Source organism: Desulfuromonas svalbardensis, from assembly GCF_055389415.1.
Map to the genome: position 1 here is coordinate 1,132,424 of NZ_AP042416.1, position 15,050 is coordinate 1,147,473.

Genomic DNA, 15,050 nt, shown 5'->3' on the forward strand with positions numbered 1-15,050 from the left:
TTGCCCACACGATTATCGATTGTTGGGGTTGCTAGAATTAATTTGTTGGTGCGTTTAAAGTCGAATTACTTTCGTGCTAGCGAGTAGGTCGTGCAAACCTCGCTTGTCACGGCGAAAGCCGACCATCAGGTAACCGATACACAATAATAGATAGGAGATCATTTTACCAATGGTTTCACGCACAAAAGCTTGACCATAGCCGATCTCTGAGCCGTCATTGTGAATCACTTTTATCTGTAGTGCCATTTTCCCCGGAGTTTGTCCACCGTAACCTGTAAAAAAGATATAATAAAACAGAGTAACGATGATTCCCATTGCCACAATGAGTAATTGTGCCATCTCGTTGAAGGAGTAGTTATTGGTTTCGATGAGGAAGCCAACACCGAAGCCCATAACGAAGACGAGGACATTGCAGATGATGCTGTCGATCACGGCTGCAATAACCCTTAGCCAAAAACCAGCAGGCACTTCATCCTCAATTTGCACTGTAGCAGCGGTTGAAGTAATTACGGGGGTAATGATCTCTTCACTCGAACCGGTCGCGAAGGAAAGTGGTTCCTCTGGTGGTGCCTCAAGGGTAAATTGTTGCGAACATTGAGGACAGGTTACTTTGCTTGGTAGTGGTGGTAATGCAGCGTCACTGACCTCTTTGCTGAATTGACAGTGTGGGCATAAAATGTTCATCGGTTATCCTTTTGCCATCAGGGTCGCCATAATTGCTTTTTGTACGTGAAGGCGATTTTCCGCTTCATCGAAAACAACAGAATGTTCCCCTTCAATCACCTCGGCGGTGATCTCCTCGCCGCGGTGAGCAGGTAGGCAATGGAGGACAAGGCAGTCCTTGTTAGCAACGGCAACGACATCAGAGTTGAGTTGGAAGCCAACAAAATCAAGTTCCCGTTTTGCTTGCTCCTCCTCTTGACCCATACTTGCCCAAACATCGGTATTGAGCACATCGGCGTTGGCCGCTGCTTCGAGGGGATCGTTGGTGAAGATTAGTTTCGCTCCGCGTTGTTGCGCTCGTTCAATGACCCAGGCATCGGCTTCGTAGCCGCGAGGTGTGGCGATACGCAACTCAAAACCAAATACCGCAGCGGCATTGATCCAAGAATTGGCCATGTTGTTGCCATCACCGATCCAGCAATAAACCTGATCTTTATAGCTGCCTTTATGTTCCAGCACCGTAAACAGGTCAGCCATGATTTGGCAAGGATGGTAGCTGTCGGTCAGCGCGTTGATGACAGGGACATCTGAATATTCCGCTAGCTCTGAAATCCCGGCTTGGGAATAGGTGCGGATCATGATGCCATCGACATAGCGCGACATGACGCGGGCAGTATCCTTAATCGGTTCGCCTCGGCCAATTTGGGTGTTCTGTGAGGAAAGAAACAGTGCGTGGCCGCCGAGTTGGTACATGCCCACTTCAAATGAGATGCGGGTGCGGGTTGAGCTTTTTTCGAAGATCATTCCGAGGGTTTTACCCGCAAGAAGTGGGTGGGCGATCCCTTGTTTTTGTTTCTCTTTCAATTCAGTAGTCAGGGTTAAAATGGCATCGAGTTCAGATACCGACCAGTCGGATAAACAGAGAAAATGTTTTTTCACAATAATACTCCTATTTTAGGGCCGTGTGTTGCAACTGATGGCCTACTTATCTTGGATTATAGTTGGGGCGATCACCCTCGTAATACTTATAGGGTGCATGGTACTTGCCACGACTGTTATGGGTCATTGTCCAGGCGATCGCAATAATCATGATAACAATAATGACAGTGATAAGGATGATCACCTCTTTTGGTTGCTTCATTATCATCTCCTGAAAATTAATATTTGATTTTGAGTTTACCCGTTTTCAACGTTAATAGCACTGAGAACCTCGTCGAGAATCTCCATTGCTGTGTCGATCTCTTCGCGACTGACAATGAGCGGTGGTACAAAGCGTAACACACTGCCAGCGGTGCAGTTGATTAGCAACCCTTTGGACATCGCCTCTTTGACAATGTCAGCACCGGGGATATCGAGTTTCATGCCGAGGATCAAGCCGCGCCCACGAACATCACCTGCAAACGAGTACCGTTGGCTGAGTTGTTCAAGTTTGTCACGTAAATATGCTCCCATAGCAACACAGTTGTCCAGAACACCATCACCAATGAGAGTTTTCATCGCTGCTACCGCAGCGGTTGCCATCAGTGGGTTGCCACCAAATGTTGAGCCATGAGTGCCGGGAACAAAGGTTGCTGCAACCTTTTCCGTGGCGACCATTGCACCAATCGGGGGACCACCCGCTAGCGCTTTTGCCAGAGTCATAATGTCGGGCGCAACACCTTCATCATGCTGGTAAGCAAACAACTTACCTGTACGGCCACAGCCAACCTGAACTTCATCAAACACCAGCAGCAGGTTGTGTTTGTCGCATAATTCGCGAACCGCCTTTAGGTAACCCGCAGGGGCAACATTGACACCGCCCTCACCTTGAACAGGTTCGAGCATTACAGCGCAGGTTTTTTCACTGACTGCGTTCTCCATGGCATTGATATCGCCAAATGGGACGTATTTAAATCCTGGAACCACGGGGGTGAACCCTTTGCGTACCGCATCTTGCCCGGTTGCGCTAATGGTGCCGATGGTGCGGCCATGGAACGAGGCCAGAGCCGTAATCACTTCAAAACGATCTTTACCATGAGTGTCAGCACTGTGTTTGCGTACTAACTTCATCGCCGCTTCGTTGGCTTCGGCTCCAGAGTTGCAAAAGAAAACCCGATCACCAAAGGAGTTGTCGCAGAGGATCTCAGCTAGTTCGATCTGGCTAGGGATATGGTAATAGTTGGAACAATGGATCAGAGTTTCAGCTTGTTGCTGTAACGCCTTAACCACATTAGGATGGCAATGACCGAGATTGTTGACGGCGACACCAGCGAGAAAATCGAGGTATTTTTTCCCTTCAGCATCCCATAACCAGCAGCCTTCGCCCTTTACGGCAACGAGTGGATAACGGCCATAGGTGGTCGCGATGTGCTTATCTCCGCGTTCGATCCATTGTTCAGATGTTGTGCTCATGATTTAAACCTCGCTACAGCTGTGCCAATTCCGAGATCAGTGAAGATCTCTAATAGGCAGGCGTGTTCCATTCTACCATCGATTATATGCGCTTTTTTAACCCCTTCGTTGACGGCATCCACGCAACAATTTATTTTTGGGATCATACCGCCACTGATGGTTTCATCGTTAATTAATCCCGCCACTTCGTCAATGTCTATGGTTGAAATCAGTTGTCCTTGCTTATCTTTGACCCCTTCAATATCCGTCAGTAAGATGAGCTTTTCGGCATTGAGGGCTCCAGCAACACGACCAGCAACGAGATCGGCGTTGATGTTAAATGTCTCGCCATTGACGCCAACGCCAACGGGAGCGATAACAGGAACAAAACTGCTCTCTTCGAGTGCTGTCAGTACGGCAGGATTGATCTTAACCACCTCACCAACCATGCCGACGTCAATGATCTCAGGTGTCAGAGTGTCAGGGTTGATCCGTTTCATCTCCATCTTCTTAGCGAAGATGAGGTTGCCATCTTTGCCTGAAAGTCCTACCGCTTTACCACCAAAGTGATTGATATTACCAACAATCTCTTTATTGACTTTACCACCTAGAACCATTTCGACAACGTTCATGGTTTCAGAATCGGTGACACGCATTCCCTGAATAAAATTGGTTTTGCGGCCCATCTCTTCCAATACTTTGCCAATTTGTGGGCCGCCGCCGTGAACAATCACAGGGTTGATGCCGATCAACTTGAGCAAAATAATATCGTTGGCAAAACTCTCTTTAAGGCGCTCATCAACCATGGCATTACCGCCATATTTGATGACAATGGTTTTATTGGTAAAGCGCTGGATATATGGCAGTGCTTCAATGAGTATATTGGCTTTGTCGATCAGTTTTTGCATCTGTTTGATCCTTTGTCACACCTTGCGTTACGGGTGAAGGTTGGTGGCCAAATTTACAAAATAAAGCGTGAAAGATCTTCGTCGGCAACAATCTCTGCAAGGCTGCTACGCACTTGATCGGCATCAATGTTGATGCTCTTTTCGTTGAGCTCGGGTGCATCAAACGAGATCTGCTCAAGCAGTTTCTCCATAATGGTGTGCAGTCGTCGTGCGCCGATATTTTCGGTTTGTTCGTTGACCTGTGCTGCGGTGCGGGCAATTTCGGCAATGGCCTCATCGCTGAAATGTAGCTCGATCTTTTCGGTTCTCATCAACGCTTGATATTGGTTGACCAGCGCATTTCTCGGCTCCGTTAAAATACGGACAAACTCCTCTTCGCCAAGGCTGTCGAGTTCAACACGAATCGGAAAACGACCCTGAAGCTCGGGGATCAAGTCTGACGGCTTGGCAACATGAAAGGCGCCCGCGGCGATAAAGAGGATATGGTCGGTTTTTACCGAGCCATACTTAGTGTTGACCGTGCTGCCTTCAACAATCGGCAGAATGTCACGTTGAACCCCTTCGCGTGATACTTCTGGTCCTTGGCCACCACCACGACTGGCGACCTTATCGATCTCATCAATAAAGATAATGCCACACTGCTCTGTTAGGTCACGCGCCAGTTGTTGCACGTTGTCCATGTCGACCAACTTTTCGGCTTCCTGATCAATAATGATTTGGCGTGCCTCACTGACAGCGATCCGGCGGCGCTTACTTTTCTTCGGGAACATGTTGCCAAACATCTCTTTGATGTTGATCCCCATATCCTCGGCACCGGGAGGGGTGAGGACCTCCATGGCAGGGATGTTGATCTCTTCGGTTTCAAGTTCAACGAAGCGCTCATCGAGTTCACCCATGCGTAGCAGGCGGCGCAGTTTGTCGCGCGTAGAACTGCTACTTGGTGTGACAGCATCATCATCGTCGTTGAGGGTGTCGCGCTCACCGGGGAGTAGCAGATCGAGAAGTTTCTCTTCCGCTTGCTCTTCGGCTTTAATGCGTACTTTTTTTGCTTCCTCTTCGCGCACCATGATGATGGCGAGTTCAACAAGATCACGCACCATACTTTCAACATCGCGGCCAACGTAGCCAACTTCGGTAAATTTGCTGGCTTCAACCTTTATAAATGGAGCTTGAGCAAGCTTGGCTAACCGCCGAGCGATTTCGGTTTTACCGACACCTGTTGCGCCGATCATAATGATATTTTTAGGTGAAATCTCATCGCGCAATTCAGCTGGAACCTGTTGGCGACGCCAGCGGTTGCGCAGGGCGACAGCGACAGCACGTTTAGCGCCGTTTTGGCCGATGATATAACGATCTAGCTCCGAAACGATTTCACGTGGAGTAAAGTTGTTCATGATGGTGTTCCTGTTGTTGATTTTGATAGAGTTTCCATGCTGATGTGATCATTGGTGTAGATGCAGATCTCAGCGGCAATTTTTAACGATTGCTCGGCAATTTTATCCGAAGCGATATCGGTGTTGCGAACCAGCGCCCGTGCTGCAGCTTGAGCATAGGAACCACCTGAGCCAATCGCGGCAACACCGTCATCTGTTTCAATGACATCGCCAGCACCGGAGATCACCAATGTTTGATCTTCATCGGCCACAATGAGCAGTGCTTCAAGGCGACGCAATACGCGATCACTGCGCCAGTCTTTCGCTAAAGCCACTGCCGCGCGCGCTAATTGGCCGCGAAACTCTTGCAGTTTCGCCTCAAATTTTTCAAAAAGTGTGAACGCATCGGCGGTACTGCCAGCAAAACCAGCAATGATCTGGTCATTGTGCATGCGGCGGATTTTACACGCGCCATGTTTCATGACCGTGTGACCGAGGGTCACCTGACCATCACCTGCTAACGTGACTTGATCTTGGCAGCGAACGCAAACAATCGTAGTACCTTTAAACATCTAATCATCCTTACCTGAGCCAGAGCTGCAAACTCAGTATGTGGTTGGATATTGAGCACTTATTCTCAAGAGTAAACTATTTTTATACCACCTGCATCGAGCAGAGGCAAAAAGAAAAACAGCCTCGCCTAATCGACGGGACTGTATATTCATGATTCAGTTGGTTATGGTAGATCACGTATGTGATTGCGGTTGTGGTGGTGTCATGGCAATTAATAGTTCGATGGGTTGCTCACCACAGTTTTTAAGACTGAGGTGGGTTTGGGCCGGAACCACAATGCAGCTGCCCGCTCCAAGACGCGACTCTTTGCCAACGAGTTTACATAAGGCATCGCCAGAGAGTATGTAAATGGTTTCAGTACGTTCAATAAGCTTACTTACTATTTCACCATCGGGTTCGATTCGACCTCGGTGAAGCGATAGCGTAGGGTTCACCTCTGCCGTGATCACATCGCGTAAAAAGAACAACGTATGATCTGGGTGGAGATACTCTGGCTGCTCAGCGGTACGAATGATCGCAGCAGTTGCTTGTTGTTCGTTCATGATCTCTCCTGTTTAATGTGACCATGTGTGGCTCAAGGCTATAATGCCGCGCTGAGTACGTCTGTGGCGGCTGCAATAGCGGCATCCAGTTGCTCAGGCTTTGAACCGCCTGCCTGCGCCATGTCAGGACGGCCCCCACCTTTACCACCGACGATTTCTGCGAGTGGTTTGATGAGATCGCCTGCCTTGACTTGTTTGGTTAAATCTTTGGTCACCGCAACCAGCAGCGCCACTTTGCCTTCGCTGACACTGCCGAGCACCACAATGCCTGATTGTAGTTGATCACGAAGTTTATCGGCTTGCTCACGCACTTGTTTGCCGTCGAGGTTGTCGATACGAACGGCTAACAGTTTGATGTCACCAACGGTTTGCACTTGTTCAATTAAGCTGCTGGCACGATCGGCACCGAGACGGTCTTGCAGGGTAGAGATTTCGCGTTCCATCTCTTTTTGTTGCTCCATCAACTTTTTCAATCGTGTTTCAAGTTGGCTTGGATCACTCTTGACCAGTGCGGCGAGGTTGCCGATCATTTGCTCTTGATCTTGCACGGCTGTGATCGCTTGGGCACCTGTGGTGGCCTCAATACGGCGAACACCCGCGGCAATTCCTGCCTCTTGAATGATTTTAAACAAGCCAATGTTGCCTGTCGCTTCAGCGTGGGTGCCACCGCAGAGTTCCATGCTGAATTCACCCATACGGACAACGCGGACGTTATCGCCATATTTTTCACCAAATAGCGCTGTCGCACCTGCTTCAACGGCGGCATCGGTGTCCATCACCTCAGTTTTGACCTGAGCGTTTTCCCGAATGCGACGGTTGACCTCATTTTCAACGTGAGTAACTTCATCGGCAGTCATAGCTGTAAAGTGGATGAAATCGAACCGTAACCGCTCAGGGCTAACCTGTGAACCAGCCTGTTCAACGTGCTCACCGAGAACGTCACATAAAACTGCTTGCAATACGTGGGTTGCACTGTGGTTGATGGCACAGGCTTGTCGCCTTTGGGCATCGACATGAAGTTCTGCTGCGTCACCACAGTTGAGCGTTCCCTGGGTGATGGTAGTGGTGTGAACCAGTAACTGTGGCAATGGCTTCAGGGTGTTGCTGACGCTAGCCTGAACAGAATCCGTTGCAAGGATACCGCTGTCACCACTTTGACCGCCCGACTCACCATAAAATGGTGTGGTGCTGGTGATCACTTCAACGCAGTCGCCTACTGTCGCACTATCAACCTTGGCACCATCTTTAATGATCGCCAAAACCGTACCAAAGTCATCAAGCTTGTCGTAACCGGTAAATTCACTGCTTATCCCTTGCTCGGTGAGCTGCTTGTAGATAGCGCCAATGCCCTCTTCGCCAGAACCTTTCCAGTTAGCGCGGGCATTGCTGCGTTGTTTCTCCATGCAAACATGGAATCCTGCTTCATCGAGGGTAAATTTTTCCCCCTCAACGATGTCTGCTGTGAGGTCAATTGGGAAGCCAAAGGTGTCATACAGGCGGAAAACTGTTTCACCGGGGATGATGTTTTGCCCTTGTTGTTTGAGGCTAGCGATCTCCTCATTGAGAATCCGTAGGCCGTTGTCGAGGGTTTGGATGAAGCGATCCTCCTCGTTTTTAACCACTTTAGCCACATAGTCAAGCCGCTCTTCCAACTCAGGGTAGGCATCCATCATCAGTTCCATAACGAAACGGCAGGTTTTGAATAGTACTGGTTCGCCGAAACCGATCATCTTGGCATGACGAGCCGCCCGCCGCATGATCCGACGCAGGACATAACCGCGGCCCTCATTGCTGGGTAGGATGCCGTCAGAGATCAAAAATGCGGTAGCACGACTGTGGTCGGCCATGACACGCATCGAGACATCGTTCTCTTCGTTGTCACCGTATGTTTTTCCAGCCAATTTCTCAATGTTGCCAATAATGGCGCGAAAGAGGTCGGTATCATAGTTACTCTTTACCCCTTGGACGACAGCAGTGATGCGCTCAAGTCCCATACCGGTATCGATAGATGGTTTTGGTAGAGGAGTCAGGGTACCGCTAGCATCGCGCTCATACTGCATAAAGACCAGATTCCATAGCTCTAAATAGCGGTCGCAATCGCAAACACCCAGAGCGCAATCAGGACCGCAGGTCATCTCTTCCCCTTGATCGATATGGATTTCACTACAGGGGCCGCATGGTCCAGTGTCGCCCATCGCCCAGAAGTTGTCTTTTTCACCCAAGCGTAAAATGCGTTCTTCACGAACACCCATCTCATCGCGCCAGATGTTGAATGCCTCGTCATCATCTTCAAAGACTGAAACCCACAAGTGTTCGATGGGCAGTCCCATCTCTTTGGTGAGGAAATCCCAGCCAAAACGGATGGCGTCGGTTTTAAAATAGTCACCGAAGGAGAAATTGCCGAGCATCTCAAAAAAGGTGTGATGACGTGCAGTACGACCAACATTTTCTAGATCATTGTGCTTACCGCCAGCGCGAACACATTTTTGTGATGAGGTGGCGCGAACATAGTCGCGGGTTTCAGCACCAAGGAAAAGGTCCTTGAATTGATTCATACCCGCATTGGTGAAAAGCAGGGTGGGGTCGTTGTGTGGCACCAAAGATGATGATGAAACGGCCTGATGGCCTTGTTTTTCAAAATACTGGATAAAACGGGCACGAATGTCGTTAGCGCTTAGCATGGGGTGTCCTTTTTCTCTTTAAGATGATCCAAAATCAGGCCGAGGGGAAACCCTCGGCGTTGTAAGTAATTGACGATTCGGCGCTGTTCACGTTGGTCGAGATGCGTGAAGTCGGTGTTCGCATAGCGCCGTTGCACGAGGTCAGCAAGAATCTGCCCCTCGTCGAGATCATGGCAGCACAGCTCAATGGCTTGCAGTGCCTGATGTTCGTTGATCCCCTCTTTTTTTAATTCATGTTTCAGTCGAACACCAACGGCGCGACCGCGGCGCATCAGTTGTCCTGCGCGCTCAATGGCGTAACGTTGATCGTCGATATAGCCAAGCTCACAGCAGCGCTGCAAGGCGTGTTCTATCTCATCGTGATCGCAGCCTTTTTGCTGTAACCGTTGGCGCAGGTCTGCTTCGCTACGAGAGCGCAGTGTCAACCAGCGCAGGGCAAGAGGGTATGCCTTCGGAGGTGTCGACACGATTAGTTGTTTTCATCTTCCTGCTCAGTATTGGTGCCGAACTGTTCCCAGCTGAGGTCGGAAGAGGACGATATACCCGAAACCTTGAGCCTGAAATCATCAGGATTCGAACTTTGGCGAAGCGCTTCATCAAAAGTGATGAGGCCATCTTTAAGTAAGCCCATTAACGATTGGTCAAAGGTCTGCATACCGTACGTATCGTAGCCTTGCTGAATGGTGTCACGCAGCATTTTTGTTTTCTCTTTATCGTCAATCAACTCACGAATTCGAGCGGTGGAAACCATCACTTCAACTGCCGGAACTCGCCCTTTGCCATCGGCACAGGGGACAAGCCGCTGTGACACAACCCCTTTGAGGATCGATGCCAATTGCAAGCGAATTTGTCGTTGCTGGAACGGTGGAAAGGCGCCGACAATCCGGTTGATACTCTCTTGAGCATCAATGGTGTGTAGGGTTGAAAGAACCAAGTGACCCGTTTCGGCTGCCGTTAAAGCGGTTTCAATCGTTTCAAAATCTCTCATCTCACCGACAAGAATGACATCAGGGTCTTGGCGTAAGGCGGATTTTAAGGCACCAGCAAAAGTCTCGGTATCGACACCCACTTCACGCTGGTTGATGATACTTTTTTTGTCACGATGCAAAAACTCAATAGGGTCCTCAATGGTGATCACGTGAGCAGTACGGTTGGCATTAATACTGTCAATCATACTCGCTAAAGTGGTCGACTTACCCGAACCTGTGGTTCCGGTAACGAGAATTAAGCCGCGCTGCTCTAGGGTGAGCTTTTTGATGACAGCGGGCATCCTTAACTCTTCAAGTGTCTGCACATTAAAAGGTATGGTCCGCAGAATCATCGAGATTGAGCCACGTTGGGTAAACATATTGACACGAAAACGGCCCATCCCGGCAACCCCATAAGCGAGGTCCAGTTCGTTGGAGCGCTCAAAGCGTTCACGTTGCTGCTCATTCATCATCGCATAGGCTATTTTGCGAATCTCTTCGGGAGTTAAGCGTGGTGCTTTGGGTAGAGGGCGCAGTGAGCCGTCAATTCGATATACCGGTGGTAGTCCCACTTTGAGGTGTATATCCGATGCGTTCGCTTTGATCGCCATAGCGAGGATGTCATTTAGTTCCATATTCGATTACTCCTGAGTTTCAGGTTCATCAATATCAGAGAGACCGTAAAGTTCGAGAACTTGTTCTTCAATACTATTAGCCAGTTCAGGATGCTCTTTAAGGTACTGTTTTGAATTCTCACGTCCTTGACCGATCCGCTCATCGCCGCAAGAAAACCATGCACCAGCTTTGGTGACAATATCGTTAGCGACACCAAGGTCAACCAGTTCACCCACTTTTGAGATCCCCTCACCAAACATGATGTCAAATTCCGCTTCTTTAAAAGGGGGAGCGGTTTTGTTTTTAACCACTTTAACGCGGGTACGGTTGCCGATCACATCTTGGCCCTGCTTAAGGGTCGCGATTTTACGAATATCCATCCGTACCGATGCGTAAAATTTCAGCGCGTTACCGCCAGTAGTGGTTTCAGGGTTACCAAACATCACGCCAATTTTCATCCGAATTTGGTTGATGAAAATAACGCAGCAGTTCGATTTGCTAATGGTTCCCGTGAGCTTGCGTAACGCTTGTGACATTAGGCGGGCTTGAAGGCCCATGTGTGAATCGCCCATTTCGCCTTCGATCTCAGCGCGGGGAACCAGAGCAGCAACGGAGTCGACGACGAGTACGTCAATCGCGCCACTGCGGACAAGAACTTCAACAATCTCAAGAGCTTGTTCACCGGTGTCAGGTTGCGAGACGAGGAGATCATCAGCGTTAACACCGAGTTTACGGCCATAGGTCATATCAAGAGCATGCTCGGCATCGACAAACGCAGCAATGCCGCCTGTTTTTTGCGCTTCAGCGATAATGTGCAGGGCCAGCGTTGTTTTACCTGATGATTCAGGGCCGTAGATTTCAACAATTCGTCCACGGGGAACGCCACCTATGCCGAGGGCGACATCTAAACCAAGAGAGCCAGTTGGAATGGTGGAGATATCGCGCATGATATTGTCTTCACCCAAGCGCATGATACTGCCCTTGCCAAACTGTTTTTCGATTTGACCCATTGCCAAGTCAAGCGCTTGTTTTCGGTTGTCTGTCGCCATGGTTATGCGTTCTCCTATGAGAAATAATGGGTGAACTCGCCAGGTTAAGCGTTGTTTCATTATTGTAAACTGGTGAGGTATTTTATTGTTTTTCTTAAACGTTAATCGATAGCATGAAAAGTGTGATTAATTCAATACTTTCTTACATTCAGTGGTGCTTATAAACTCCGAAGTAACCAGTCGAGGGCGGTGTAGGCTGTTTTAATTCGGACCTGTGTGCGGTCGCCACTAAAATGGCACTCTCGAACCTCTGTTTCTTGGTGGTTTGCTAGAGCAATAAAAACGGTACCACAGGGCTTTTCAACGGTACCACCGCCTGGACCAGCAATGCCAGTTACCGCGAGGGCAAGGTCTGTTTTTGCGCGCTGACGAATGCCGTTCGCCATTGCTCGGGCACATTCTGCGCTTACCGCGCCTTTATCGAGCAATAATTGATCAGAGACTCCCAACATGTCATGTTTGGCTGAATTGGCGTAGGTCACAGCACCACGTTCAAAAAAAGCCGAGCTGCCGGCGCAATCGGTGAGTAGTTTTGCAATCAGTCCACCGGTACACGACTCAGCAAGGGCGAGATTCTTTTCTGCACCGATGAGTTTTTTTGCGACAACTTCAGCCAAGCTCTCATCACCTTGAGCGACGACATGTTGGCCGAGTTTTTGCCGAACCAGTTGCTCCGCTTGGTCAAGAAGTGTTTCGTCGTGGCCCTTAGAGTTTAACTTCACCAGTACCAATGGGAACTCAAGGCGAAATGATAGCGAGACCTCAGCGGGGAAAATGTTAGCAGGCAGTTCACGTTCAATGCTGCTTTCAGGCAGGCCAAATACTTTAAGGACTCGCTCCGCGCAATATAGAGATGGTTTGAATAGGTGTTGAAGGGTTGGAATCACATGACGGTGGAGCATTTCGCGCATTTCATGGGGAACCCCAGGCATAAAAAAAGCAGGGCAGTTGTTGTGGCTAATGATAAAGCCAGGAGCCGTGCCACAACGATTCTCTAGCACTTTTGCTTTGTGAGGAATAAGGGCTTGTTTTTCATTGCCTGCAGGAATTGTGCGACCCGAACGCTGGAAAAATTCTTTGATTTGTCCGAGGGCGGTATCATTGAGAGCTAAAGTTAGGTGATAGGCTTGGGCCGCAGCGCGCGCGGTTACGTCGTCACGGGTCGGGCCGAGTCCACCACAGACGATGGCAATGGTCTTGTTTTTGTTGAGATGTTGCAAGGTGGCGGCTATCTGCTGTGGAGTGTCTTTTAGGGTTAAGGCTTGATCAACCTCATAGCCCCTACGGCGCAGCGCCTGAGCAATGTCGGCGGTGTTGGTGTCAATGACATCGCCATTGAGAAGTTCATCGCCAATGGTCACAATTGCAAGTTTCATTGCTGGCCTCATTGTTACGGTTAAAAGAGTTGTGGTGCAAATTTTATCAGCAAGCGTAAGCACACTGCGGCATAAACGCCAGCAACGACATCATCCATCACCACGCCAACGCAATTTTTAACCTTGGTATCAAACCATGATGCGGGCCAGATTTTGACAATGTCAAAAAATCGGAACAGGAGAAATCCGACAATGGCTATCGGCCAATTGAAGGGTAAGAAGGCGATGGTGGTGAGATAGCCAATCAGCTCATCAATGACAATGCGGCCGTCGTCGGTCACTTTGAAAATTTTACCAGCGCCGCTAGCGCTCCAGAATGACAGGAGTAATATCGCTAACCATGTCAGAGCGAAAAGTTCAGGGCACAATGGAGCCATGAGATAGAAAAGAGGGATTCCCATGAGTGTGCCAAAGGTGCCTGAGGCCACAGGGGCATAACCAAGGCCTGCATTGGTTGCAAAAAAGAGAATGATTTTATTCATGGAAGTCCTTTGTTAAACGGAGCTGTCAATTTCGTGTTCTTCAGTAAACAGATACAGTTGTTCGATGGCCCCAGCAATGGCGACGGACTCCGCCTGTTCACCATAGAGCAGTTCGCAACGCACCAGACGTGGATCGGCGAGTTGTAGACCTTCTGGGGAGCGTTGATCAAAGGCATTGTTGTGGGCAAATTGGTGAATAATAGTTATTGGACCATCGTCACAGGGGGTAAGACGTAAGCGTAGCATGAGCTTTAGCGCCGCTGCCTTTTCAAGGTGCAGTGTTGCGGTTTCGGGGCGAATGTTTTCGCAAAAAAATGAAGCCGCGAGCTCGCCGCCGATAATCACTTGGTCTTCAAGGTGTTGTTGTTTGATCAGTGATGGGAGGTTGTCCAGTGTCCATGGGGCACTCAGGGCACAGCGCTCAAATTCAAGCTTTGGTCTCAAATGGCCGAGATAGGCGGTTTCCCATAGGTTGCGTAGCGCCGTGCGGTGACTGACGTGGCGTTGTTTTTGTGTGTCGTTGATCAGGAGTTTTTTAGTCTGTAATTCTTTGATGACTGGGCCAACAGCACCTAGCGCTACATTGGCACGTTGAGAAATAGTGCGATAAGGCTGATTGCAAAGTTGATGATCTTTGAGCAGTTGATAAAGGATCTTGGAACCAGAAGCTTGCAGACTACGATTTGTCAGTAGTTTAGGCGCTTTTTTCCGTTTACCACTGACCTCATAGAACAACGGCGATGCGTAAACGGCGCCATTGCCGATGGTGTCCAAGTAGTCGAGTTGGTGCTGGCGAAGTTGAGTTGCTAGGCTTTCAGGTACGTAGTCAGCCAATAGAAGCGGGTGTTGATCTTTGAATGCTTGAAGCTGAAAGATAAGCAACTTCGCCTGTTGTGGCGTGATGCGCCAAGCGAGAAATATCGGTAGTGCTACGCTACCCCACTCGCCAAAGATGCGTAAGGAGCCACTAAAAATAGGCGATAGTTCTGCCTCATAATTGGGGTCGCTCATAATATATTCAGCATCAAGACCGGGGCGCTCTTTCACTACGGCGATGATAGCTTGGATAATATTTTTTTCAGCGGTTGTTGGTTGTGCCATGGCCACCTCAGGGCAGAATAGGATGATTCAAACGGGTATTCTACCGTGTTTTAGCTGGTTTGTATAGGGTGGCTAATGGTTAACTCGTTCTGTTGTTTTTTAGCATTGCTTCAATCTTGTTTGCCGAAACATGGCGGCTGTAGAGAGAGCCTTGTCCCTCATCCCAGCCCTTTTGCGTCAAGAAATTGGTTTGATCTAAGGTTTCAATCACCTCGGCAATAACGCTGAGGTTGAGGCTTTTACCGATGGCGTTAATCACGTATTGATCCCGCTGCGGATCGAAAAGATGAAACTTTCTGTGGCACAGATGTGCCACAGAAAATCCTGCCAAAACGACACACATAAACAG

At 49.1% G+C, this 15,050-nt stretch carries 16 protein-coding genes; all 16 read right to left on the reverse strand.

The features are described from left to right. Positions 1-54 precede the first annotated feature (54 nt). Entirely contained in the window at positions 55-684 is a 630-nt protein-coding gene (locus ACZ5KY_RS05040) for an RDD family protein (RefSeq protein ID WP_464242811.1), read from the reverse strand. 3 nt (positions 685-687) lie between these two features. Then, on the reverse strand, positions 688-1,602 hold the full coding sequence (argF, locus tag ACZ5KY_RS05045; protein ID WP_464242812.1) for an ornithine carbamoyltransferase: 915 nt from the start codon (positions 1,600-1,602) through the stop codon (positions 688-690). Between the two features lie 46 nt (positions 1,603-1,648). Further along, on the reverse strand, positions 1,649-1,804 hold the full coding sequence (locus ACZ5KY_RS05050; RefSeq protein WP_464242813.1) for a hypothetical protein: 156 nt from the start codon (positions 1,802-1,804) through the stop codon (positions 1,649-1,651). Positions 1,805-1,839: 35 nt separating this feature from the next. Next, positions 1,840-3,054 (reverse strand): acetylornithine transaminase, encoded by a 1,215-nt coding sequence (locus ACZ5KY_RS05055; RefSeq protein ID WP_464242814.1) that lies wholly within the window; start codon positions 3,052-3,054, stop codon positions 1,840-1,842. After that, entirely contained in the window at positions 3,051-3,941 is an 891-nt protein-coding gene (gene argB / locus ACZ5KY_RS05060; protein WP_464242815.1) for an acetylglutamate kinase, read from the reverse strand. Before argB ends, ACZ5KY_RS05055 begins: the two co-directional genes overlap by 4 nt. A gap of 53 nt (positions 3,942-3,994) precedes the next feature. Further along, on the reverse strand, positions 3,995-5,335 hold the full coding sequence (gene hslU, locus ACZ5KY_RS05065) for an ATP-dependent protease ATPase subunit HslU (RefSeq protein ID WP_464242816.1): 1,341 nt from the start codon (positions 5,333-5,335) through the stop codon (positions 3,995-3,997). Continuing rightward, positions 5,332-5,886, reverse strand: coding sequence for an ATP-dependent protease subunit HslV (hslV, locus tag ACZ5KY_RS05070; protein ID WP_464242817.1), 555 nt, complete (start codon positions 5,884-5,886; stop codon positions 5,332-5,334). The genes hslU and hslV overlap by 4 nt, the downstream gene beginning before the upstream one ends. 174 nt (positions 5,887-6,060) lie before the next feature. Next, a complete protein-coding gene (locus ACZ5KY_RS05075; protein ID WP_464242818.1) occupies positions 6,061-6,429 on the reverse strand; it encodes a cupin domain-containing protein in 369 nt (122 codons plus the stop codon). A gap of 38 nt (positions 6,430-6,467) precedes the next feature. After that, positions 6,468-9,110 (reverse strand): alanine--tRNA ligase, encoded by a 2,643-nt coding sequence (alaS, locus tag ACZ5KY_RS05080; RefSeq protein WP_464242819.1) that lies wholly within the window; start codon positions 9,108-9,110, stop codon positions 6,468-6,470. Next, positions 9,104-9,577: a regulatory protein RecX gene (locus ACZ5KY_RS05085; protein ID WP_464242820.1), complete on the reverse strand. Its 474-nt coding sequence runs from the start codon at positions 9,575-9,577 to the stop codon at positions 9,104-9,106. The genes alaS and ACZ5KY_RS05085 overlap by 7 nt, the downstream gene beginning before the upstream one ends. 2 nt (positions 9,578-9,579) lie before the next feature. Further along, complete coding sequence (locus tag ACZ5KY_RS05090) at positions 9,580-10,713, reverse strand: type IV pilus twitching motility protein PilT (protein WP_464242821.1); 1,134 nt, start codon at positions 10,711-10,713, stop codon at positions 9,580-9,582. A 6-nt stretch (positions 10,714-10,719) separates the two neighbouring features. Then, positions 10,720-11,742 (reverse strand): recombinase RecA, encoded by a 1,023-nt coding sequence (gene recA / locus ACZ5KY_RS05095; RefSeq protein ID WP_464242822.1) that lies wholly within the window; start codon positions 11,740-11,742, stop codon positions 10,720-10,722. Positions 11,743-11,900: 158 nt separating this feature from the next. After that, a complete protein-coding gene (locus ACZ5KY_RS05100; protein ID WP_464242823.1) occupies positions 11,901-13,118 on the reverse strand; it encodes a CinA family nicotinamide mononucleotide deamidase-related protein in 1,218 nt (405 codons plus the stop codon). A gap of 20 nt (positions 13,119-13,138) precedes the next feature. After that, positions 13,139-13,600, reverse strand: a complete 462-nt coding sequence (locus tag ACZ5KY_RS05105; RefSeq protein ID WP_464242824.1) for a phosphatidylglycerophosphatase A family protein — start codon at positions 13,598-13,600, stop codon at positions 13,139-13,141. Positions 13,601-13,612: 12 nt separating this feature from the next. After that, positions 13,613-14,701 carry a type IV toxin-antitoxin system AbiEi family antitoxin gene (locus tag ACZ5KY_RS05110; RefSeq protein ID WP_464242825.1) on the reverse strand — a complete coding sequence of 363 codons (1,089 nt, stop codon included), beginning with the start codon at positions 14,699-14,701 and terminating at the stop codon, positions 13,613-13,615. A gap of 79 nt (positions 14,702-14,780) precedes the next feature. Then, entirely contained in the window at positions 14,781-15,017 is a 237-nt protein-coding gene (locus ACZ5KY_RS05115; RefSeq protein ID WP_464242826.1) for a hypothetical protein, read from the reverse strand. Positions 15,018-15,050 lie beyond the last annotated feature (33 nt).